Annotated in this window: 16 protein-coding genes and 1 pseudogene; 16 read left to right on the top strand and 1 reads right to left on the bottom strand. The window is 67.9% G+C overall.

The annotated features are described in order from the left end of the window. Nucleotides 1-29 precede the first annotated feature (29 nt). The 16 genes and pseudogenes from CFE50_RS19035 to CFE50_RS22660 form a co-directional block, all read left to right on the top strand. Nucleotides 30-1,529: a CoA-acylating methylmalonate-semialdehyde dehydrogenase gene (locus CFE50_RS19035; protein WP_286736772.1), complete on the top strand. Its 1,500-nt coding sequence runs from the start codon at nucleotides 30-32 to the stop codon at nucleotides 1,527-1,529. A gap of 13 nt (nucleotides 1,530-1,542) precedes the next feature. After that, nucleotides 1,543-3,480 (top strand): 3D-(3,5/4)-trihydroxycyclohexane-1,2-dione acylhydrolase (decyclizing), encoded by a 1,938-nt coding sequence (gene iolD / locus CFE50_RS19040; RefSeq protein WP_286736774.1) that lies wholly within the window; start codon nucleotides 1,543-1,545, stop codon nucleotides 3,478-3,480. 43 nt (nucleotides 3,481-3,523) lie between these two features. Next, nucleotides 3,524-4,534 carry a bifunctional inositol 2-dehydrogenase/D-chiro-inositol 1-dehydrogenase gene (gene iolG, locus CFE50_RS19045; RefSeq protein ID WP_058791981.1) on the top strand — a complete coding sequence of 337 codons (1,011 nt, stop codon included), beginning with the start codon at nucleotides 3,524-3,526 and terminating at the stop codon, nucleotides 4,532-4,534. Between the two features lie 42 nt (nucleotides 4,535-4,576). Next, nucleotides 4,577-5,671: a Gfo/Idh/MocA family protein gene (locus CFE50_RS19050; RefSeq protein ID WP_286736776.1), complete on the top strand. Its 1,095-nt coding sequence runs from the start codon at nucleotides 4,577-4,579 to the stop codon at nucleotides 5,669-5,671. A gap of 111 nt (nucleotides 5,672-5,782) precedes the next feature. Then, on the top strand, nucleotides 5,783-5,953 hold the full coding sequence (locus tag CFE50_RS19055) for a hypothetical protein (protein ID WP_155951353.1): 171 nt from the start codon (nucleotides 5,783-5,785) through the stop codon (nucleotides 5,951-5,953). A gap of 128 nt (nucleotides 5,954-6,081) precedes the next feature. Next, nucleotides 6,082-7,008, top strand: coding sequence for a sugar ABC transporter substrate-binding protein (locus CFE50_RS19060; RefSeq protein ID WP_027599141.1), 927 nt, complete (start codon nucleotides 6,082-6,084; stop codon nucleotides 7,006-7,008). A 442-nt stretch (nucleotides 7,009-7,450) separates the two neighbouring features. Beyond that, nucleotides 7,451-9,004 (top strand): sugar ABC transporter ATP-binding protein, encoded by a 1,554-nt coding sequence (locus CFE50_RS19065; RefSeq protein ID WP_286736778.1) that lies wholly within the window; start codon nucleotides 7,451-7,453, stop codon nucleotides 9,002-9,004. Nucleotides 9,005-9,065: 61 nt separating this feature from the next. Beyond that, a complete protein-coding gene (locus CFE50_RS19070; protein WP_007161522.1) occupies nucleotides 9,066-10,091 on the top strand; it encodes an ABC transporter permease in 1,026 nt (341 codons plus the stop codon). Nucleotides 10,092-10,370: 279 nt separating this feature from the next. Next, nucleotides 10,371-11,480, top strand: coding sequence for a Gfo/Idh/MocA family protein (locus CFE50_RS19075; RefSeq protein WP_286736780.1), 1,110 nt, complete (start codon nucleotides 10,371-10,373; stop codon nucleotides 11,478-11,480). 49 nt (nucleotides 11,481-11,529) lie between these two features. Then, nucleotides 11,530-12,798, top strand: coding sequence for a DUF445 domain-containing protein (locus CFE50_RS19080; protein ID WP_286736782.1), 1,269 nt, complete (start codon nucleotides 11,530-11,532; stop codon nucleotides 12,796-12,798). Nucleotides 12,799-13,073: 275 nt separating this feature from the next. Then, complete coding sequence (gene uvsE, locus CFE50_RS19085) at nucleotides 13,074-14,150, top strand: UV DNA damage repair endonuclease UvsE (protein WP_286736783.1); 1,077 nt, start codon at nucleotides 13,074-13,076, stop codon at nucleotides 14,148-14,150. A gap of 287 nt (nucleotides 14,151-14,437) precedes the next feature. Beyond that, nucleotides 14,438-15,355: an aldo/keto reductase gene (locus CFE50_RS19090; protein ID WP_286736785.1), complete on the top strand. Its 918-nt coding sequence runs from the start codon at nucleotides 14,438-14,440 to the stop codon at nucleotides 15,353-15,355. After that, nucleotides 15,356-16,648, top strand: a complete 1,293-nt coding sequence (locus CFE50_RS19095; RefSeq protein WP_286736786.1) for an NTP/NDP exchange transporter — start codon at nucleotides 15,356-15,358, stop codon at nucleotides 16,646-16,648. It begins immediately after the preceding gene. Between the two features lie 98 nt (nucleotides 16,649-16,746). Next, nucleotides 16,747-17,865, top strand: a complete 1,119-nt coding sequence (locus tag CFE50_RS19100; RefSeq protein WP_241808445.1) for a metallophosphoesterase — start codon at nucleotides 16,747-16,749, stop codon at nucleotides 17,863-17,865. Nucleotides 17,866-18,135: 270 nt separating this feature from the next. After that, entirely contained in the window at nucleotides 18,136-19,089 is a 954-nt protein-coding gene (locus CFE50_RS19105; protein ID WP_286736788.1) for a GlxA family transcriptional regulator, read from the top strand. Nucleotides 19,090-19,270: 181 nt separating this feature from the next. Beyond that, nucleotides 19,271-19,963 (top strand): annotated as a pseudogene (locus tag CFE50_RS22660) (winged helix-turn-helix domain-containing protein); the annotation flags it as partial. A 621-nt stretch (nucleotides 19,964-20,584) separates the two neighbouring features. Here CFE50_RS22660 and CFE50_RS19115 read toward each other — a convergent pair. Further along, on the bottom strand, nucleotides 20,585-21,025 hold the full coding sequence (locus CFE50_RS19115) for a helix-turn-helix domain-containing protein (RefSeq protein ID WP_353744015.1): 441 nt from the start codon (nucleotides 21,023-21,025) through the stop codon (nucleotides 20,585-20,587). Nucleotides 21,026-21,116 lie beyond the last annotated feature (91 nt).

Genomic DNA, 21,116 nt, shown 5'->3' on the forward strand with positions numbered 1-21,116 from the left:
GGCGACCCCAGGACACGAGGATTCAGGACATGAGCGACACCCCCGTCATCGGGCACTACATCAACGGCGCGGTCTCGACCCAGGCCGAGCGCTTCAGCGACGTCTTCAACCCCGCCGAGGGCGTGGTCCAGGCGCGGGTCGCCCAGGCCACGGTGCAGACCGTGGACCAGGCCGTCGCCGCCGCCAAGGCGGCCTTTCCCGAGTGGTCGGAGCAATCGGCGCTGCGCCGGGCGCGCATCCTGTTTCGCTTCAAGGAATTGCTCGACCAGCACCACAAGGAGCTGGCGGCCACCATCACCCGCGAGCATGGCAAGGTGCTGTCCGACGCCATGGGCGAGGTGACCCGCGGCATCGAGGTGGTGGAATTCGCCTGCGGCGCGCCGCACCTGGCCAAGACCAGCTACAGCGACAACATCGGCGGCGGCATCGACAACTGGAACCTGCGCCAGCCGCTGGGCGTGTGCGCCGGCATCACCCCCTTCAATTTCCCGGTGATGGTGCCGCTGTGGATGATTCCCATGGCGCTGGCCACCGGCAACACCTTCATCCTCAAGCCTTCCGAACGCGATCCTTCCGCCAGCCTGTTGCTCGCTGAGCTGCTCAAGCAGGCGGGGCTGCCGGATGGCGTGTTCAACGTGGTCCAGGGTGACAAGGTGGCGGTGGACGCCCTCCTGCAGCATCCGGACGTGGAGGCCATCTCCTTTGTCGGCTCCACGCCCATCGCCGAATACATCCACCAGGAAGGCACCCGCCGCGGCAAGCGCGTCCAGGCCCTGGGTGGCGCCAAGAACCACATGATCGTGATGCCCGACGCCGACCTGGACCAGGCCGCCGATGCCCTGATCGGTGCCGGTTTCGGTTCGGCCGGGGAGCGCTGCATGGCCATCTCCATCGCCGTGGCGGTGGGCGAGGTGGGCGATGCCCTGATCGAGAAACTGCTGCCGCGCATCGACGCCCTGCGGGTACGCAACGGCGTGGAAAGCGACGCCGACATGGGCCCACTGGTGACCGGTCAGCACAAGGCCAAGGTCGAGGGCTATATCACCAAGGGGGTGGAGGAGGGCGCCAAGCTGCTGGTCGATGGCCGTAACTTCAAGGTGCCCGGCGCCGAGAACGGCTTCTTCGTTGGCGCCACCCTGTTCGACGGCGTGACCCCGGAGATGACCATCTACAAGGAAGAGATCTTCGGCCCGGTGCTGGGCATCGTGCGGGTACCGGACTTCGCCAGTGCGGTGGCGCTGATCAACGCCCACGAATTCGGCAACGGCGTCTCCTGCTTCACCCGCGACGGCGGCATCGCCCGCGTTTTCGCCCGCACCATCAAGGTGGGCATGGTCGGCATCAACGTGCCCATCCCGGTGCCCATGGCCTGGCATTCCTTCGGTGGCTGGAAGAGGTCGCTGTTCGGCGATCACCACGCCTATGGCGAAGAAGGCCTGCGCTTCTACACCCGCTACAAGAGCGTGATGCAGCGCTGGCCCGACAGCATCGCCAAGGGCGCCGAATTCAGCATGCCCACCGCCAAGTGACCGGGGAGAAGCCATGAGCACCCAACGTCTGACCATGGCCCAGGCCCTGGTGAAATTTCTCGACAACCAGTACCTCAGTGTCGATGGCGTCGAGACCAAGTTCGTCGCCGGCGTCTTCACCATCTTCGGCCACGGCAACGTGCTCGGTCTGGGCCAGGCGCTGGAGCAGGAGGCCGGTGACCTGGTGGTGCACCAAGGCCGCAACGAGCAGGGCATGGCCCATGCCGCCACCGGTTTCGCCAAGCAGAAGCTGCGCCGGCAGATCTATGCCTGCACCTCCTCGGTGGGCCCGGGCGCGGCCAACATGCTGACCGCCGCGGCCACCGCCACCGCCAATCGCATTCCGCTGCTGCTGTTGCCCGGTGACGTCTATGCCAGTCGCCAGCCCGATCCGGTGCTGCAGCAGATCGAGCAATTCCACGACCTGTCGATCAGCACCAACGATGCCTTTCGCGCGGTGAGCAAATACTGGGATCGCATCAACCGCCCCGAGCAGCTGATGAGCGCGGCGATCAACGCCATGCGCGTGCTGACCGATCCGGCCGAGACCGGCGCCGTGACCCTGGCGCTGCCCCAGGATGTCCAGGGCGAGGCCTACGACTATCCCGACTACTTCTTCGCCAAGCGGGTGCACCGCCTGGATCGCCGGCCGCCGGTGGCCGCCGCCATCGAAGAGGCGGTGCAGCTGCTCAAGCGCAAGCGCAAGCCGCTGCTGATCTGCGGCGGCGGGGTGAAGTATTCCGGCGCCGCCGAGGCCCTGCAGCGCTTCGCCGAGCGCTTCGAGATTCCCTTCGCCGAGACCCAGGCCGGCAAGAGCGCGGTCGTCTCCAGCCACGAACTCAATGTCGGCGGCATCGGCGAGACCGGCTGCCTGGCCGCCAACCTGCTGGCCAAGGAGGCCGACCTCATCATCGGCGTGGGCACCCGCTACACCGATTTCACCACCTCCTCGAAATGGCTCTACCAGCATCCCGAGGTGGAATTTCTCAACCTCAACGTGGCCGCCTTCGACGCCGGCAAGCTCGACGGCCTGGCCGTGGTGGCCGATGCCCGCGAAGCGCTCCTGGCGCTGACCGAGGCGCTGGGCGCCACCGACTATCGTGCCGGCTGGGGCGCCCAGGTGGGCGAGGCGCGCGAGCGCTATCGCCAGGAGGTGGAGCGGGTCTATGCAGTGGGCTACACCGGCGCCGACTTCGTACCGGAGATCGACGACGACCTGCCGCGCGCGGTGCTGGAGGAATTCGTCCGCCTGACCGGTTCGTCCCTGACCCAGAGCCAGGTGCTCGGCCGCCTCAACGAGCGGCTGGACGACGACGCCATCATCGTCGCCGCCGCCGGCAGCCTGCCGGGTGACCTGCAGCGCGCCTGGCAGAGCAAGGGCGTCAACACCTATCACCTGGAATACGGCTATTCCTGCATGGGCTACGAGATCAACGCCGCCCTGGGGGTGAAGCTGGCCGAGCCCGAGCGCGAGGTCTATGCGCTGGTGGGTGATGGTTCCTACCAGATGCTGCACTCGGAGCTGGCCACCTCGATCCAGGAGCGGCGCAAGATCAACGTGGTGCTGCTCGACAACATGACCTTCGGTTGCATCAACAACCTGCAGGTCGGCCATGGCATGGGCAGCTTCGGCACCGAATTCCGCTACCGCAATCCGGAGACCGGCCGGCTCGACGGCGACTTCGTGCCGGTGGACTTCGCCATGAGCGCCGCCGCCTACGGCTGCAAGACCTACAGCGTGCGCACCCTGGAAGAGCTGGAAGCGGCCCTGACCGATGCCCGACGGCAAACGGTTTCCACCCTGATCGACATCAAGGTGCTGCCCAAGACCATGCTGCACGGCTACCTGTCCTGGTGGCGGGTCGGCGGCGCGGAGGTCTCCACCAGCGAAAAGATCGCCGCCGTCGCCCGGGTGCTCAGGGAAAAAGCCGCCCAGGCCCGCCAGTACTGAGCGCCGCTCACTCCACAACAAGTCCAAATCGGAGAATGAAGTCATGACCTTGAACATCGGTGTCATCGGGACCGGCGCCATCGGCCGCGAACACATCCGCCGCCTGAGCCACACCCTGCTGGGCAGTCGCGTGGTGGCGGTGACCGACATCAACGCCGAACAGGCCGCCCGGGTGGTCCAGGAGCTGGGCATCACCGCAGAGGTCTACGCCGACGGCCATGCGCTGATCGCCGCCGCGGACGTCCAGGCGGTGCTGGTCGCTTCCTGGGGCCCGACCCACGAGGAATACGTGCTGGCCGCCATCGCCGCCGGCAAGCCGGTGTTCTGCGAAAAGCCCCTGGCGACCACCGCCGAGGGCTGCCGGCGCATCGTCGAAGCCGAGCAGGCCCACGGCAAGCGACTGGTGCAGGTGGGTTTCATGCGGCCCTACGACGCCGGTTATCGCCAGCTCAAGGCAGTGGTCGACGCCGATCGCATCGGCGCGCCGCTGATGATCCACGCCGCTCACCGCAATCCCACGGTGAGCGAGCACTACAGCACCGACATGGCCATCACCGACACCCTGATCCACGAGATCAATGTGCTGGCCTGGCTGCTGGACGATCACTATGTGTCCGCCCAGGTGGTGTTCCCGCGCAAGGCGCCGGCGGCGCGCGAGCACCTGCGCGATCCCCAGGTGGTGCTGCTGGAAACGGCCAAGGGCGTGCGCATCGACGTCGAGGTGTTCGTCAATTGCCAGTACGGCTACGACATCCAGTGCGAGATCGTCGGCGAGCGCGGCATCGCCCGCCTGCCGGAGCCGACCTCGGTGCAGTTGCGCAGCGAGGCGCGGCTGTCCAACGAGATCCTGATGGATTGGAAGGACAGATTCATCGCCGCCTACGACGTGGAGCTGCAGGCCTTCATCGACGACCTCGCCGCCGGCCAGCTGACCGGACCATCGTCCTGGGACGGCTATATCGCCGCGGTTACCGCCGACGCCTGCATCAAGGCGCAGGACAGCGGCGCCATCGAGCCGGTGACCCTGCCCAGCCGGCCGGCCTTCTACGACTAGGTCGCCCGCGGGGATGAGCTGCCTGCAGGGGAGGCTCCGCACGTGAGAATCGGACTGGTCGGCTACGACGGCCCCGGGCGCCTGCTGCAGGCACCGCTGATCGCCAGTACCCCGGGCGCCCAGCTGGTGGGGGTGGTGACCAGCTCATCGGCGCAAGGCGCCGAGCTGAGCAGGGCGTATCCCGGCGTCACCTGCCATGCCGACATGGCCGGTCTGATCGCCGCCGGGGTGGACAGCCTGGTGATCGCCACGCCCCTCGGCGAACGGGCGGCGCAGGTGCGGGAGGCGTTGCTGCGGGGCCTGCCGGTGGTCTGCGCGGCGCCGCTGGCGAGGACCCTGGCAGAGGCCGAGGAGCTGCTGGCGCTGGCCGAACGGCTCGGCGTCCCGCTCTGCATCCATCAACCGCGCCGCTGGGATTCGGATCTGCTTACCCTGGCCCGCCTGCTGCGCGAGAAGCGCCTGGGCCGGGTACGCCTCTTCGAGTCGCGCCTGCAACTGACGGACCTGGCCGCGGCGGGCCTGGGCATCGAGGCGGGACTGCTCCTCGAACTGGGCAGCCATCTGGTGGACCAGGCGCTGCTGCTGTTCGGGCCGGTCGAACGGGTCTATGCCGAGGCGCAGTTCCCCCGTGGCGATCCCGCCCGGGAGCGGGAATTCTTTCTGTCCCTGCGCCATTGCTCGGGGGTGATCTCGCACCTTTCGGGCAGCGGCCTGCAGCGCTGTCCGCAGCGGTTGCGGGTGGTCGGCGAGCGGGGCGTCTATAGCGTCGATGGCCTGGATGGCCAGGCCGCGGCCCTGCGCCAGGGGCGTACCCCGCGCAGCGAAAAGGGCAACTGGGGCGCCGAGGAACATCAGCGCTGGGGCTGGCTGAGCGTGGGCGAGGAGCGCGCGCGGGTGCCCAGCGAACGGGGCCGCTGGGACCTGTTCTACGAAGGCTGGCTGGCCGCCCTGACCGAGGGCGCGCCCTTGCCGGTCACGCCGCGGGAAACCCTGGCCTGCCAGGCAATCCTGGAGGCGGCGCGGCAGAGTGCCCAAACGGGTGAAAGCCTGGCGGTAGAGAGCCTCGCAGCGGCGGCGGAGCAGCCGCGAGCAGGTGCCCAGGGGCACACACGGCAGTCATCCATGCATGTCGAATGAAATTTCTATTTTGCTCTTGTTGTGGAATTAAATTTCCAATAGAGTCGAGAGCAGTTGCAGAAACGAGTCACCAGGGCCCTGCGCCCCGACAACAATAATAGGTGCCGTCACATGAACCACTCCACGCATTCCTTCCGTCTCGCCCTCTCCACCGTGCACCGCCTCGAGGTGCAGCGTCCCTCCCGGCTGCTCGCCTTGCTCGGCCGGCTGTTCTGCCACGAGCGCAGCGGCGCCGTGCTCTGCGCCTCGCCCGGCGCCGCGGTGTTCTACCGCCCCCACTGATCCCCACGCTGTCCGGCGTCCGCCCAGGCTTCGCCCGGTTCTAGACCGCGTGGCGCCCGAGGTGCGCCTGGCCGTTGCGCCCGCCTGATCCTCTTGCTGATCGTCACCCCACGAATGGAGCCTGAACCATGCAGAAAAAAACTCGCTTTGCCACTCTGGCGCTGTCGCTGCTGCTGGGCAGCAGCGCGGCCCTGGCGGACCTCAAGGTCGGGGTGACCATGTCGTCGTTCGACGACAACTACCTCACCTATGTGCGCGAATACATGACCAAGAAGGCCAAGACCGACGGCGTGCAACTGCAATTCGAGGACGCCCGCAACGACGTGGTCAAGCAGCTCAGCCAGGTGCAGAGCTTCATCAGCCAGAAGGTCGATGCGGTCATCGTCAATCCGGTGGACACCGCCGCCACCCGGACCCTGACCGAGGCCGCCACCAAGGCCGGCGTGCCCATCGTCTACATCAACCGCCGCCCCGACGATCCCAAGCTGCCGGCGGGCGTGGTGGCGGTGACCTCCGACGACAAGGAAGCCGGCCGCCTGCAGGCGCAGTACGTGGCGGACAAGCTCGGCGGCAAGGGCCAGGTGGCCATCCTGCTGGGCGATCTGGCCAACAACTCCACCCACAACCGCACCGCCGGGGTGAAGGAAGTCCTGGCCAAGTACCCGGACATCAAGATCGTCGAGGAGCAGACCGCGGCCTGGCAGCGCGACAAGTCCATGGACCTGACCAGCAACTGGCTGCTGGCCGGCAAGGAGCTCAACGCCATCTTCGCCAACAACGACGAGATGGCCATCGGCGCGGCCATGGCCCTGCGCCAGGCCGGCAAGAAGGACGTGCTGGTCACCGGGGTCGACGGTACGCCGGATGGCTTGGCCGCCATCAAGCGGGGCCTGGTGACGGTCTCGGTGTTCCAGGACGCCAAGGGCCAGGCCGAAGGGGCCCTCGATGCGGCGCTGAAGATGATCAACAAGACCCCGGGCGAGCAGAACGTGCTGATTCCCTTCCGCCTGATCACCCCGGAAAACGTCGCCGAATTCCAGGCCATGACCAAATGACCTGAGGCGGCGGCGCCGCCCTGCAAGAGGGGCAGGGCGCCGCGCCAGCACGGTTTTCCACACCAAACGGGCAGTCCGACAGCGGACTGCCCGTTTCGTCTATTCGGGGCCTTTCCACCCGGCGCCGATCAGGTCGGAGACCGGTGATCGTTATCACCTAAAAATTCCAAAAAGATATTGACTGGAATTTATTTTCCAATAGAGTCGAGAGCAAGCCAAGACGTACAGCGGCCCGCTTGCCTCGGCGAGCGCGCCCTTCAACAAGAATAAAAGGTGCCGTCATGCCATCCCGCTTCCTGTCCCTGCATGGGTCTCCGATCTCCTGTCCGCCAGGCACCTGCCCGCACCTGGCGAATGCCGTCACGGCCCGCCCTGCGCCCCGCACCCCTCACTGACCAGCGGCCCGCGCCGCCCGGTCGGCGCCCGCGAGGAGATCGTGATCATGCTCAGTTCCGCCACCCCTGCCACAGCTCCCGCCCCTGCGGCCACGGCCGCACCCAGCGACTACCTGCTGGAAATCGTCGATGTCACCAAGGAGTTTCCCGGCGTCAAGGCGTTGTCCCACGTGCAGCTGCGGGTGCGTCCCGGCACCGTGCTGGCGCTGATGGGCGAAAACGGCGCGGGCAAGTCGACGCTGATGAAGATCATCGCCGGCATCTACCAGCCCGATGCCGGGGAGGTGCGGCTGCGCGGCGTGCCGGTGCGCTTCGAGACGCCGCTGCAGGCGCTGCAGTCGGGGATCGCCATGATCCACCAGGAACTCAACCTGATGCCCTTCATGACCATCGCCGAGAACATCTGGCTGGGTCGCGAACCGCTCAATGCCCTGCACCTGGTGGATCACGGCAAGATGCGTCGCCAGACCCAGGCCCTGCTGGACCGGCTGCGCATCGCCCTGGATCCGGAAGACAGCGTGGGCAGCCTGTCCATCGCCGGGCGGCAGATGGTGGAGATCGCCAAGGCGGTGTCCTACGACAGCGACGTGCTGATCATGGACGAGCCCACCTCGGCCATCACCGAGACCGAGGTGGCGCACCTGTTTTCCATCATCGCCGACCTCAAGGCCCAGGGTAAGGGCATCGTCTACATCACCCACAAGATGGACGAGGTGTTCCAGATCGCCGACGAGGTCGCGGTGTTCCGCGATGGCCAGTACATCGGCCTGCAGCGCGCCGACAGCATGAACGGCGACGGCCTGATCGCCATGATGGTGGGGCGCGAGCTGACTCAGCTGTTCCCGGAACGCACCGCGCCGCGTGACGAGGTGCTGCTGTCGGTGCGCGACCTGGGGCTGGACGGGGTGTTTTCCGGCGTCTCCTTCGACCTGCGCGCCGGCGAGGTGCTGGGCATCGCCGGGCTGATGGGCTCGGGGCGCACCAACGTCGCCGAGACGCTGTTCGGGGTGACCCCGGCCACCGCCGGCGAGATCCGCATCGACGGCCAGCCGGTGCGCATGAACGATCCTTGCCTCGCCATCCAGAAAGGCCTGGCGCTGCTTACCGAAGACCGCAAGGACACCGGCATCTTTCCCTGCCTGTCGGTGGGGGAAAACATGGAGGTGGCGGTGCTGAACGGCTTCGCCAGCGGCGGCTTCGTGCAGCAGCAGCGCCTCGATCAGCTCTGCGAGGAGATGCGCCAGCAGCTGCGGGTGAAGACTCCCTCGCTGGACCAGTGCATCGCCAACCTCTCCGGCGGCAACCAGCAGAAGGCGCTGATCGCCCGCTGGCTGATGACCCGCCCGCGCATCCTCATCCTCGACGAGCCCACCCGCGGCATCGACGTCGGCGCCAAGGCCGAGATCTACCGGCTGATCGCCAAGCTGGCCGCCGATGGCCTGGCGGTGATCATGATTTCTTCCGAACTGCCCGAGGTCCTGGGCATGAGCGACCGGGTGATGGTGATGCACGAAGGCACCGTCACCGGCTTTCTCGATCGCGGCGAAGCCACCCAGGAGCGGGTCATGCACCTGGCCTCGGGCAATCCCGTACTGCACTAGCGCGCGTCACGCGCGGCGGGTGCCTGCCTGCCGCCTCCGGCCTATAACGAGGTAGAACAAGATGAGTGCCCTCCTGGACAAGAAAACCGCCGAGCTACCCACCGCGCGCCCGCGGCGCCGCATCCCCACCGAACTGGGCATCCTGCTGGTGCTACTGGGCATCGGCCTGGCCTTCGAGGCCTTCGGCTGGGTGCTGCGCGACCAGAGTTTCCTGATGAATTCCCAGCGCCTGGTGCTGATGATCCTGCAGGTCTCGATCATCGGCCTGCTGGCCATCGCCGTGACCCAGGTGATCATCACCACCGGCATCGACCTTTCCTCCGGCTCGGTGCTAGCGCTGTCGGCCATGGTGGCGGCGAGTCTGGCCCAGACCTCGGACTTCGGCCGCGCGGTGTTTCCCTCGCTGACCGACCTGCCGGTCTGGGTGCCGGTCATGGCCGGCCTCGGGGTCGGGCTGCTGGCCGGTGCCATCAACGGCAGCATCATCGCCGTCACCGGCATCCCGCCCTTCATCGCCACCCTCGGCATGATGGTCTCGGCTCGCGGCCTGGCGCGCTACTACACCGAAGGCCAGCCGATCAGCATGCTGTCCGACAACTACACCGCCATCGGCGCCGGGGCCATGCCGGTGATCATCTTCCTGGTGGTGGCGGTGATCTTCCACATCGCCCTGCGCTACACCAAGTACGGCAAGTACACCTATGCCATCGGCGGCAACATGCAGGCCGCGCGCATCTCCGGCATCAACGTCAAGAAGCACCTGATCATCGTCTACAGCATCGCCGGCCTGCTGGCGGGTCTGGCCGGGGTCGTGGCTTCGGCCCGCGCCGCTACCGGCCAGGCCGGCATGGGCATGTCCTACGAACTGGACGCCATCGCCGCGGCGGTGATCGGCGGCACCAGCCTGGCGGGTGGGGTAGGGCGCATCACCGGCACCGTGATCGGCGCCCTGATCCTCGGCACCATGGCCAGCGGCTTCACCTTTCTCGGGGTCGACGCCTACGTCCAGGACATCATCAAGGGCCTGATCATCGTGGTCGCCGTGGTCATCGACCAGTACCGCAACAAGCGCAAGGCCAAGCGCTAGGGCTGGCGCTTTTCCCTTTCCCTGGGAGAGGGCCGAGCCTGCACCCGACCGCTCTTCCCCCTCCCTCTGGGGCGGGCGCCGAGCCAACACCCGACCGCTTTTCCCCCCTCCCTCCAGGAGAGGGGCGGGGTGGGAGCCGAGCCAATACCCGACCGCTTTTCCCCCTCTCCCTCCGGGAGAGGGCCGGGGTGAGGGCGAGCCTGCACCCACCCTCCCTTTTACCCGGTCGGCTACTGGCTTGGCCGGCCGGGTCTTTCCATACCTCTGACGGAGAACGACATGCGCGACATCGGCATCGGTCTGATCGGCACCGGCTTCATGGGGCATGCCCATGCCCAGGCCTTCCATCACGCGGCGAGCAGTTTCAGCCTGCCGGTCCGTCCGCGGCTGGTGGCCCTGGCCGACGCCGATCCGGAGCGCGCCGCCCGCTGCGCCGACGCCTGGGGTTTCGTCCGCAGCTGCGACTGGGAGCGCCTGATCGCCGATCCCCAGGTCGAGCTGGTGGCCATCACCACCCCCAACCTGCTGCACGCACCCATGGCCCTGGCCGCCCTGGCGGCGGGCAAGGCGGTCTACTGCGAGAAGCCCCTGGCGGTGAGCCTGGAAGAGGCCACGCGGATGCGCGATGCCGCGCGCCAGGCCGGGGTGGTCAACCGGGTCGGCTACAACTACCTGCAGAATCCCATGCTCAAGCAGGCGCGCGAGTTGATCCAGAGCGGCGAGCTGGGCGAGATCGTCAGCTTCAGCGGCGAATTCAGCGAAGACTTCATGGGCGATCCCCTGGGGCCCTTCACCTGGCGCTGCGAGACCCGCCAGGCCGGCGGCGCCCTGGCCGACCTGGGCAGCCACATCCTGTCGCTGGCGCGCTTCCTGCTCGGCCCGGTCGCGGCGCTCTGCGCCGATCTGCACACCGCCCATGGCCAGCGGCCCCACCAGGGCGGCACCCGCGCGGTGGAGATCGACGACCAGGCCCATCTGCTGCTGCGCTTCGCCAATGGCGCCCGCGGCACCCTGACCACCAGCTGGCTCAAGCACGGGCGCAAGAATCGCCTGGCCTTCGAGGTCTGCGGCACCCGCGGCACCCTCAGCTTCGACCAGGAGCGCCTCAACGAACTGCGCCTCTACCAGGTCGGCGATCGCCCGGGCCTGGGCGGTTTCCGTACCCTGCTGGCCGGTCCGCACCTGCCGGACTACGCCGCCTTCTGCCCGGCGCCCGGCCACCAGCTCGGCTACAACGAACTCAAGACCCTGGAGGTCCGCTCGCTGCTGGAGGCCCTGGGCGGCAACCCCGGCCATACCGGCGTCGACTTCCAGGAAGCCTGGGAAGTGGAACGCCTGGCCCAGGCCGCGCGGCAATCGGCAGGGGAGGAGCGCTGGGTCAGACTCTAGTCTGGGGTAGGATGCGGGGATCATCCTGCATGAGGATTATCCCCTTTCCATGACCACACTCTCCGGCGACGGCCTCACCCCGGTCCGGCGCATGAAGCTCATCGCGCTGCTGCTGCTGTTCCTGGCGGCGGCGCTCTACTGCCTGGCCACCGCCCTCGAAGCCCGCCATCCGGCCTGGGGCTACGCCGCCGCCTTCGCCGAGGCGGCCATGGTCGGCGCCATCGCCGACTGGTTCGCGGTGACCGCGCTGTTCCGCCATCCGCTGGGCCTGCCGATTCCCCACACCGCCATCATCCCGCGCAACAAGGCCGGGGTTGGGCGCAAGCTGTCGGACTTCATCTGCCTGCACTTCCTCGCCACGCCCCAGGTGCTGGCCAAGCTGGAGGAACTGGACGCCGCCGGGCGCCTGGCCGGCTGGTTGCGTCAGCCGGACAACGCCACCGCGGTGGCCAGCCAGGCCACCGGCGTCGCCCGCTATTCCCTGGAAGCCCTGCGCGAGGTGCGGGTGCAGGCCTTCATCCGCCGGGTGGCGGTGGAGCGGCTGCAGCGCCTGGACGTGGCGGCGCTGTCCGGCGAACTGCTCGACATGCTGACCGCCGACGGCCGCCACCAGGCGGTGCTCGACGAGGTGCTGCAGGAGATCGATCGCCTGCTGCAGGACGAAGACACCCAGGCGCTGATCGCCCGCACCATCGGCGGCGAGTTGCGCACCCTCAAGTACCTGGGCCTGGACGAGCGGGTCGGGCGCTGGTCGGCGATCAAGGTGGTGCAGGCGGTGTCGCGGCTGATTGGTGAGATCAGCCATGACCGCGAGCACGAGTTGCGCCGGCATTTCGATGGCTATCTGGTCGGCTTCATCGAGCGCCTCAAGGAGGACCCGGCCTTTCGCCTGCGCGGTGAGCAGCTGCGCGACCGGCTGCTGGAGCATCCGGCGCTGGCGGGTTATCTGCAGGAGTTGTGGGACGAACTGGTGAACTGGCTGCAGGCGGATCTCGCCGCGCCGGATTCGCGCATCCGCCGGCGCCTGGGCCGGCTGCTGGCCGAGCTGGGCGAGACCCTGAGTCGCGACGAGGCCATGCGACGCTGGATCAACGAACAGCTGATAGCGGTGGCGCCGCCCTTCATCGACCGCAACCGCCAGCGCATCGGCGACTACATCGCCGAGCGGGTAGCCGCCTGGGACACCGACGAGCTGGTCCAGCAACTGGAGCAGAGCGTCGGCAAGGACCTGCAGTTCATCCGCATCAACGGCACCCTGGTGGGCGGCCTGGTGGGGCTGGTGCTGCATGCCCTGACGCAGTGGTTCGGGCCGGGGTAGGGCAGCCCGAGCACGCGTGGAAAAGGCTGCGCCGTTTTCCACCCTACACCTGACCTCTCGTAGCGTGGAAAACCGCAACGCGTTTTCCACTGGCTGCCTACTGCGCTGATGATGCAGGCCCATGCCGGACCACCCCCTCTCCCCGTGGGAGAGGGCCGGGGTGAGGGCAGGCCCAGGCACCACATTTCCAGGTGACACCCCTCCACCCATCACCCCATCCGCACCCAAGCGGCGCCGCGCGGACTAATCCCTATAGTCATCGACCCGAGCGTCCCATGTATCGAATCGGCTTTGCCTGCATGTACCGTCACCCCGAGCGCAGCCTGTCGCTCAAGGAACTGGAGCAGGTCGAGCGGGCCTTCAACACCCGCACCACCACCCTGCGCTGGCTGGGCAGCGTCGAGCGCGCCGCCGCCGAGGCCAAGTTGCTGGACGTGGTCACCCACAACCTCGATGCCCAGCTGAGATTCGTCGAGCACGTCGCCGACCTGCCGGACAATCTGCGCATGCTGCGCCTGAGCAGCGACCTGCTGCCCTTCTACAGCCACGCCGAATTCGCCTACTTCTATCGCTCCCAGGAATTGCAGGCGCTGCTGGAGGATCGCTTCGGCCGGCTGGGCGAGCTGGCCCGCCGCCGCGATGTGCGGCTGTCGCTGCACCCCGGGCAATTCTGCGTGCTGGGCTCGGATCGCCCGGAGGTGGTGGAAAACAGCCTGAAGGAATTCGAATACCACGCCGACATGATCCGCCTGATGGGCTACGGCCAGACATTCCAGGACTTCAAGTGCAACGTGCACATCGCCGGTCGCCTGGGCGTGCCGGGCATCCGCGCGGTCTGGCCACGTCTTTCCAGTGAGGCGCGCAATTGCATCACCTTCGAGAACGACGAAAAGACCTATGGCGTCGACGACTGCCTGCAACTGGCCGACCTCGCCCCGGTGGTGCTGGACATCCACCACTGCTGGATCCACGAAGAGGCCTACATCGATCCCTGGGAACCGCGGGTGGCGCGCATCATCGACAGCTGGCGCGGGGTGCGTCCGGCCATGCACTACTCCCAGCCGCCGGAGGCGCTGATGGAAATGGGCGTCTCGCCTACTGAGCGCATCGACATCAAGTTCCTGTTGCAGCAGATCAGCAAGCGGCTGCTCTATGCCCACAGCGACATGATGTGGAACGACTGGTGCAACCGCTACGCCTGCCAGTTCCTCGACCGCTTCGACATCATGTTCGAAGCCAAGCACAAGAACGTCACGGTGCGGGATTTCTACGACCGCTACCTGGGTGGCGATGGACGTTTGCCGCCGGCGGATCATGGGATTCTTGCGGGCCAGGATGTCGCCGACCCGTAGCGTGGAAAACCGCGCAGCGTTTTCCACAGGTGTGCGCTAATGCCATTAGTGGACAAGGCTACGCCGTTGTCCACGCTACGGGAGCTAGCCACGCAGGTTGGGCTGGGACGGCTCCAGCGTCGAAGCCAACAGGGATGTCCAACCTTGGGCACTGTTGGGCTTCGCTGCGCTCAACCCAACCTGCGAGAGCGCCGCAACATGCCGCAACGAGCCGGGTGGGCGATCGGCCGGAAGAACCGCTTAACTCAAGGGTCACCTTTCCGAATCCGATCGTCGCGAGGCCCGCCATGCCGACCCGTCGCCATTTCCTGCAGACCACCACCGCCCTGGCTGCGGCCGTGACCGCCGCGCCCTGGCTGTGGCGGAGCGCCCAGGCCGCCGAGCCGCTGCTGACCCGCAAGATCCCGCGCACCGGCGAGGCGCTGCCCGTCATCGGCCTGGGCACCTCGGGCAATCTCGATGTCGACCTGAACGACGCCGCCCTGGCGCCGCTGCAGGAGGTGCTCAAGGCGTTGCTCGACGGCGGCGGCACCCTCATCGATACCGCGCCCAGCTACGGCAATTCCGAACGGGTGGCCGGCGAGCTGGTCAGGCGGGCCCAGGCCCGCGACAAGGTCTTTCTCGCCACCAAGATTTCCTCTACCGGCCGCGAACGCGGCGCGGCGCAACTGGCCGCCAGCTTCAAGGCCCTGCAGACCGAGCGCCTGGATCTGGTCCAGGTGCACAACCTGCAGGACACCGCCAACCAGCTGGCCCTGCTGCGCGAACAGCAGCAGGCCGGCAAGGTGCGCTACGTGGGCGTCACCCACTATCGCGAAGCGGCGCTGGACGATCTGCTCGCTACCTTGAAAAAGGAAAAGGTCGACTTCGTGCAGTTCAACTATTCCGTGGGCGAGCGCGAAGCCGAAAAACGCCTGCTGCCCTATTGCCGCGACCAGGGCATCGCCGTGCTGATCAACCGACCCTTCCAGCGCGGCAATCTGCTCGCCGGCACCCGCGGCAAGCCACTGCCGCCGCTGGCGGCCGAACTGGGCGCGACCAGCTGGGCGCAGCTGCTGCTCAAGTTCATCCTCGCCGACCCGGCGGTGACCGCGGTGATCCCCGCCACCAGCAACCCGCGCTACATGGTCGACAACCTCCAGGCCGGTCGCGGGCGGCTGCCCGATGCGCGCCAGCGCGAGGCCATCGCCGGGCTGTTCGCCTAGATGAAGGACTGGCTCGGTCGCGTCCTCGACGCCCGCGCCGGTGAGTCGTCCGCGGCCCTGGCGGGCTTTGCGCTGTTTCTCTGCCTGTTCGCCGGCTACTTCATGCTGCGGCCGATCCGCGAGGCCATGGGCATCGCCGGCGGCGTGGAGAATCTGCAGTGGCTGTTCACCGCCACCTTTGTGGTGATGCTGCTCGCCGTGCCGCTGTTCGCCTGGCTCAATTCGCGGGTGGCGCGGATTCGCTTCGTCGACTGGGTCTATGGCTTCTTCGCGCTCAACCTCCTGGCCTTCGCCGCCTGCTTCGCAAGCTTAGGCGACAGCGTCTGGCTGGCACGCACCTTCTATGTCTGGATCTCGGTCTACAACCTCTTCGTGGTCTCGGTGGCCTGGAGTCTGATGGCCGATGTCTTCGACGGCGCCCAGGCGCGGCGGCTATTCGCCTTCATCGCCGCCGGGGCCAGTGTCGGCGGGCTGCTCGGGCCGGTGCTGGCCGCCGCCCTGGCGCCCCTGATCGGTGAAGCGGGCCTGGCGCTGCTGGCCGCCGCGCTGCTGCTCCTGGCGCTCAGGCTCAAGGCCTATCTGATGGGCTGGCGCGAGACCCGCGGTGCCGGACGCCCGGGTGCGCCGCCGACCGAAAGTCCGCGTCGCCCGGTGGCCGGCAATCCCTTCAGCGGCCTGACCCGGGTGCTGGCCTCGCCCTATCTGCTGGCGGTGAGCGCCTTCGTCATCCTGCTGGCCACGGTCAGCACCTTTCTCTACTTCGAGCAGGCGCGACTGGTGGCCGAGCTGTTTCCCGATCGCGCCCGCCAGGTGCAGGTGTTCGGCCTGCTGGACTTCGTGGTCCAGGCCGGCGCTCTGGCCAGCCAGGTGCTGATCACCGGTCGCCTGGCCCAGCGCCTCGGGGTGCGGGTGCTGCTGGCCGGGGTGCCGCTGCTGATGTGCATCGGCTTCCTGGGCCTCGCGCTGCTGCCCACCTTCGCCGTGCTGGCGGGGTTGATGATCGTCAGGCGGATCGGCGAATACGCCTTCATCCGCCCGGGTCGCGAGATGCTCTTCGCGCCGCTGGACGCCGAGACCCAGTACAAGGCCAAGAACTTCATCGACACCGTGGTCTATCGCGCCGGTGACGCCGCCAGCGGCTGGGCCAAGAGTCTGCTGGACCTGCTCGGCCACGGCGCCTGGCTGCCGGCGTTGGTGGGTGCCGGCTGCGCGGCGCTCTGGGCCTGGCTCGGCTTCTACCTGGGCCGGCGGGCGGATCAGGCGGCCCAGGCCGGCGAGACGGAGCAGCGCTGAATGCCGGCTGAATCGTTGTAGCCGGAAACACTCCGGGGCTCCGAGGGGCGACCGGCGGGGTGCTAAGGTAAGGCCTCTTCCTCGCCTCAGGGCCCTCCATGTTCCGCTCCCGCGCCATGATGTATCTGGTTCTCTTCGCCCTGCACCTGTTCATCGGCCTCAGCGTCATCGGTGACCTCGGGCTGACACCGGCCGCCCAGCTACCCTTCTGGGCCCTGCTGCTGCTGTCCTTCGTCCTGGTGCCCCTGGGCTTTCGTTCGCGGGACATGAACTCGCGCCTGCTGGCCTGGGCGGCGCTGATCGCCATGGGCGTGTTCTCCAGCCTGGCGGTGTTCAGCCTGCTGCGCGGTCTGGTGGTGGCCCTGGCCAGCCTCATCGGTCAGCCGCTGGACGCCGCCTGGCGCGTCGGCAGTGCCTGGGCGGTGCTGGGACTGGTGCTGCTGGTGGCCCTGCGCAGCGTCTACAACGCCCGCCGCACGGCCAGGGTCAAGGAAGTGGAAGTGGCCTTGCCGAGCCTGCCCTCCGGCCTGGACGGACTGCGCATCGTGCAACTGAGCGACCTGCACATCGGCCCGACCATCAAGGCCGGCTATCTGCAGCGCATCGTCGACCGGGTCAACGGCCTGGACGCCGACCTGGTGGCCATCACCGGTGACCTGGTGGACGGCAGCGTGGCCGAGCTGCAGCACGAATTCCTGCCGCTGCAAGGGCTCAAGGCGCGCCTGGGCACCTACGCCATCACCGGCAACCACGAGTACTACTCCGGCGCCGAAGCCTGGGTACGCACCTGGCGCGACCAGGGCCTGACCGTGCTGCTCGACGAGCATCGGGTGCTGCAGCACCAGGGCACGCCCTTCGTGCTGGCCGGCATCACCGACTACTCGGCGCCGCTCTATGTGCCCAGCCATCGCAGCGACGCTGCGGCCGCCTTCGCCGGCACCCCGGAAGGCCTGTTCCGCCTGCTGCTGGCCCACCAGCCGCGCTCGGCGCCCAAGGCCGAAGCCGCCGGCGCCGACCTGCAGCTCTCCGGCCACACCCACGGCGGCCAGTTCTGGCCCTGGATGCACTTCGTGCGCCTGCAGCAACCCTGGGTGGCCGGCATCCACCGCCTGGGTCGACTGACCGTCTACATCAGCCGCGGCACCGGCTACTGGGGCCCGCCGCTGCGTTTCGGCGCGCCGAGCGAGATCACCCTGATCAGGTTGCGGCGGGGGTAGCGCCAACAGCAGGTCCACAAGAACCCTGAGCCAGAGGCCTTCCTTTCGTTGGCCCCTGATCGCGCGTGGCAAAAGGCAGATGGATGGCCTTTTGCTACTGCTTGTCCTCGGGGGAGAGATCCTTATCCTCGTCCCTATCGTCCCTATCGTCCCTATCGTCCCTATCGTCCCTATCGTCCCTATCGTCCCTATCGTCCCTATCGTCCCTATCGTCACCCGGACGCGCCAGCGTCCAAGGACAAACTGCAACACGGATAAGGATGTATCGCCATGACGAGGACAGTGGCTTTCTTGCTGGTCCCCGAGGTGCTGATGCTGGATTTCGCCGGGCCGGTGGAGGTGTTCTCCATCGCCAATCGCTATCTGCCGGCGGCCGACCACTATCGCATCGTGACCATCGCCGCGGGGCGGCGGCGGACCCTGCGTTGTTCAAATGGCATGACGATACGCACGGAGCTCACCACCCAGCAGCCGCCGGGGGCCTACGACGTGCTGCTGGTGCCCGGCGGGCCGGGTGCCTATCTGGAGCCCCATCCCGACGTCGCGGCCTGGCTGCGGCAGGTGCCCGCGCAGTGCGCGCGCTACGGGGCGGTCTGCACCGGCACCTTTCTGCTCGGCAGCGCCGGTCTGCTCGATGGCCGGCGGGTGACCACCCACTGGAATTATCGCGAACGTCTGGCGCGCCGTTTTCCCCGCGCCCAGGTGACCGCCGACGAGATCTACCTGAGCGACGGCCCGCTGCTCACCTCGGCCGGAGTCACCGCCGGCATCGACCTGGCGCTGGCGCTGGTGGCCGAAGACCACGGCAAGGCCATCGCCCGGGAGGTGGCCAAGGTGCTGGTGGTGATGACCCAGCGGCAGGGTAAGCAGGCCCAGTTCAGTCCGCTGTTCGACGAGCCGGAGGCGACCACCGCCATCACCCGGGTGCAGCAGCATGTCGTAGCGAACATCGACCAGGCCTATTCGATCAGCCGGCTCGCCGAACTCGCGACCATGGGCACCCGCAACTTCGCCCGGGTGTTCAAGCGCGACACCGGCATGACGCCCCTGGAGTTCGTGCTCAGGGCGCGCATCGATCATGCGCGCGAATTGCTGGAGACCTCCGAGCTGCCGCTGAAGACCGTGGCCTTTCGCAGCGGCTTCGCCAGCGATCGCTGCATGCGCGCCGCCTTCCAGAGCCATCTGGGGCTGACCCCGGCGCAGTACCGCTACCAGTTCAGCTGAACGCAGCTGCGGATGGCGGTATCACGCCCATCGATGGCAGCTTCTGGCCGTAGATCGTCATACGCCTTGCCTGGGCAGCGGCCAGAATGGTCATACCTATCGGCAAGGAGAGGCGCCTACTGGCGAGGGGCTGCGGAGCCAGGTGCCCGCAGGACCCGCAGCGAGGGGGCGCGACATGGTCATGCAAGAGCCCAAGTCCCTGGAAGACGCCAGTGCCTTCCGCTTCTGCGGCCTGGTCCTGGATGCGCGCCGGCGCCTGCTGCTGGATGGCGAGCGGCCGCTGCCTCTGAGCGGGCGTGCACTGGACATCCTGCGGGTGCTGCTGGAGCACCCCGGCGAGTTGCTCGGCAAGCCGACCCTGATGGCCCGGGTCTGGCCCGGCGCCGTCGTCGAGGACATCAATCTGCGGGTGCACATCTCGGCCCTGCGCCGGGTGCTGCGGCCCTACAGCGGTCGGGATCCCATCCTCAGCGCCCGGCAGCGCGGCTATGGCTTCGCCCTGGCGGTGGAGCGCCTGGGCGACGCGGACCTCACGCCACTGGCCGAGACGCCGCTGCCCCTGACGCCCCTGGAGGGGCGCGACACCAGCCTGGTCGAATTGCGCCGCCTGCTCGCGCAACGCCGCCTGGTGTCGGTGGTGGGCACCGGAGGGGTCGGGAAGTCGCTGCTGGTCCAGCACCTGCTGCCCACGCTGGCGGAAGACTTCGCCGACGGGATCCAGAGTCTCGATCTCGCGGCGCTGGGCCACATGATGGCGCTGGTGGACCGTCTCGCCAGTGACCTAGGCCTGGCCGGCGGCAGTGGCCTGCCGGCGCTGCAGGAAGCGCTGGCCACGCGACGCCTGCTGCTGGTGCTGGACAACGCCGAGCGCCTGGTCGAACCCGCGGCCTGGCTGGTGGAAAACCTGCTGCAGGGCTGTCCGCAACTCAGGGTGCTGGTCACCAGTCGCGAAGCCTTGCGGGTGGAAGGCGAGGCCGTGTTGCGCCTGGCGCCGCTGCCGGTCGCGCCGCCACTCGCGCGGCAGCTGCGCGACGCCATGCGCGAGCCGGCCTTTCGGCTGTTCGTCCGGCGTGCAAGAGCGCGCCTGCCGGGGCTGCAATTGCGGCCGGCCGAGGTACAGCTGGTGGACGAGATCTGCCGCCGCAGCGAAGGCGTGCCCCTGGCGCTGGAGATCCTGGCCGAGCAGGTGGCGGCCCTGGGGCTGGCGGGGGTACTGGCGCAACTCGACGGCGGCTATTACCTGAGCGTGGCCGGGCGGCGCACGGCGGCGCAACGCCAGCGCAGCCTCGGCGCCATGCTCGACTGGAGTCTGCACAGCCTGAGCGAGTCGGAATTCGCCGTGCTGGCGACCCTGGCCGAGGCCGGCGAGCGCTTCAGTCGTCAGCAGGCCTTGCGGCTGGCGGCGCAGCGCGGGCTGGAAGAGGCGCTGTTCATTCCCCTGCTGGGGCAACTGGTGGACAAGTCGCTGATCCTGGTGGAAGGCAGTGGAGCGACCCTAGGCTACCGCCTGCTGGCGATGCTGCGGCTGCACCTGCGCCAGTTCCGCCAGCAATCGCCGCTCCAGGGCCTGCTGCTGCCAGGCCAGCGGCGGGACCCCGACGGCGCGGGTGAACACCCGGCTCAGATGCGCCTGATCGAAGAAGCCGCACTCCAGGGCGATCGCCGCCAGGGGTAGCCGGCGCTCGGCCAGCAACCGCTGGGCACGCAGGATGCGCTGCTGGCGCAGCCACTCCAGCGGGGCGAGTCCGGCACTGAGCTTGAACTGGCGGGTGAAGTGACTGCGCGACAGGCCGCAGACGGAGGCGACCTGGCTGACGCTGATGCCGCGCTCCAGGTGCTGCAGCAGGACTTCCTTGGCCAGCCGTTCCTGCCAGGCCGCCAAACCGACCAGTCGGGTACTGGATAGAGCCAGGGTGCTATCGACGGTCATGGACATGGCGCTCTCCCTATCAAACCAGCCGCGTGGCGCGACCGCCTGGATGAGAATGATTCCGTGCAGTTGTCTGACGTGCGAGTTGGCTATCGTT

The sequence above is a fragment of the Pseudomonas sp. PGPPP4 genome (assembly GCF_002256045.1).
GTDB lineage: Bacteria > Pseudomonadota > Gammaproteobacteria > Pseudomonadales > Pseudomonadaceae > Chryseomonas > Chryseomonas oryzihabitans.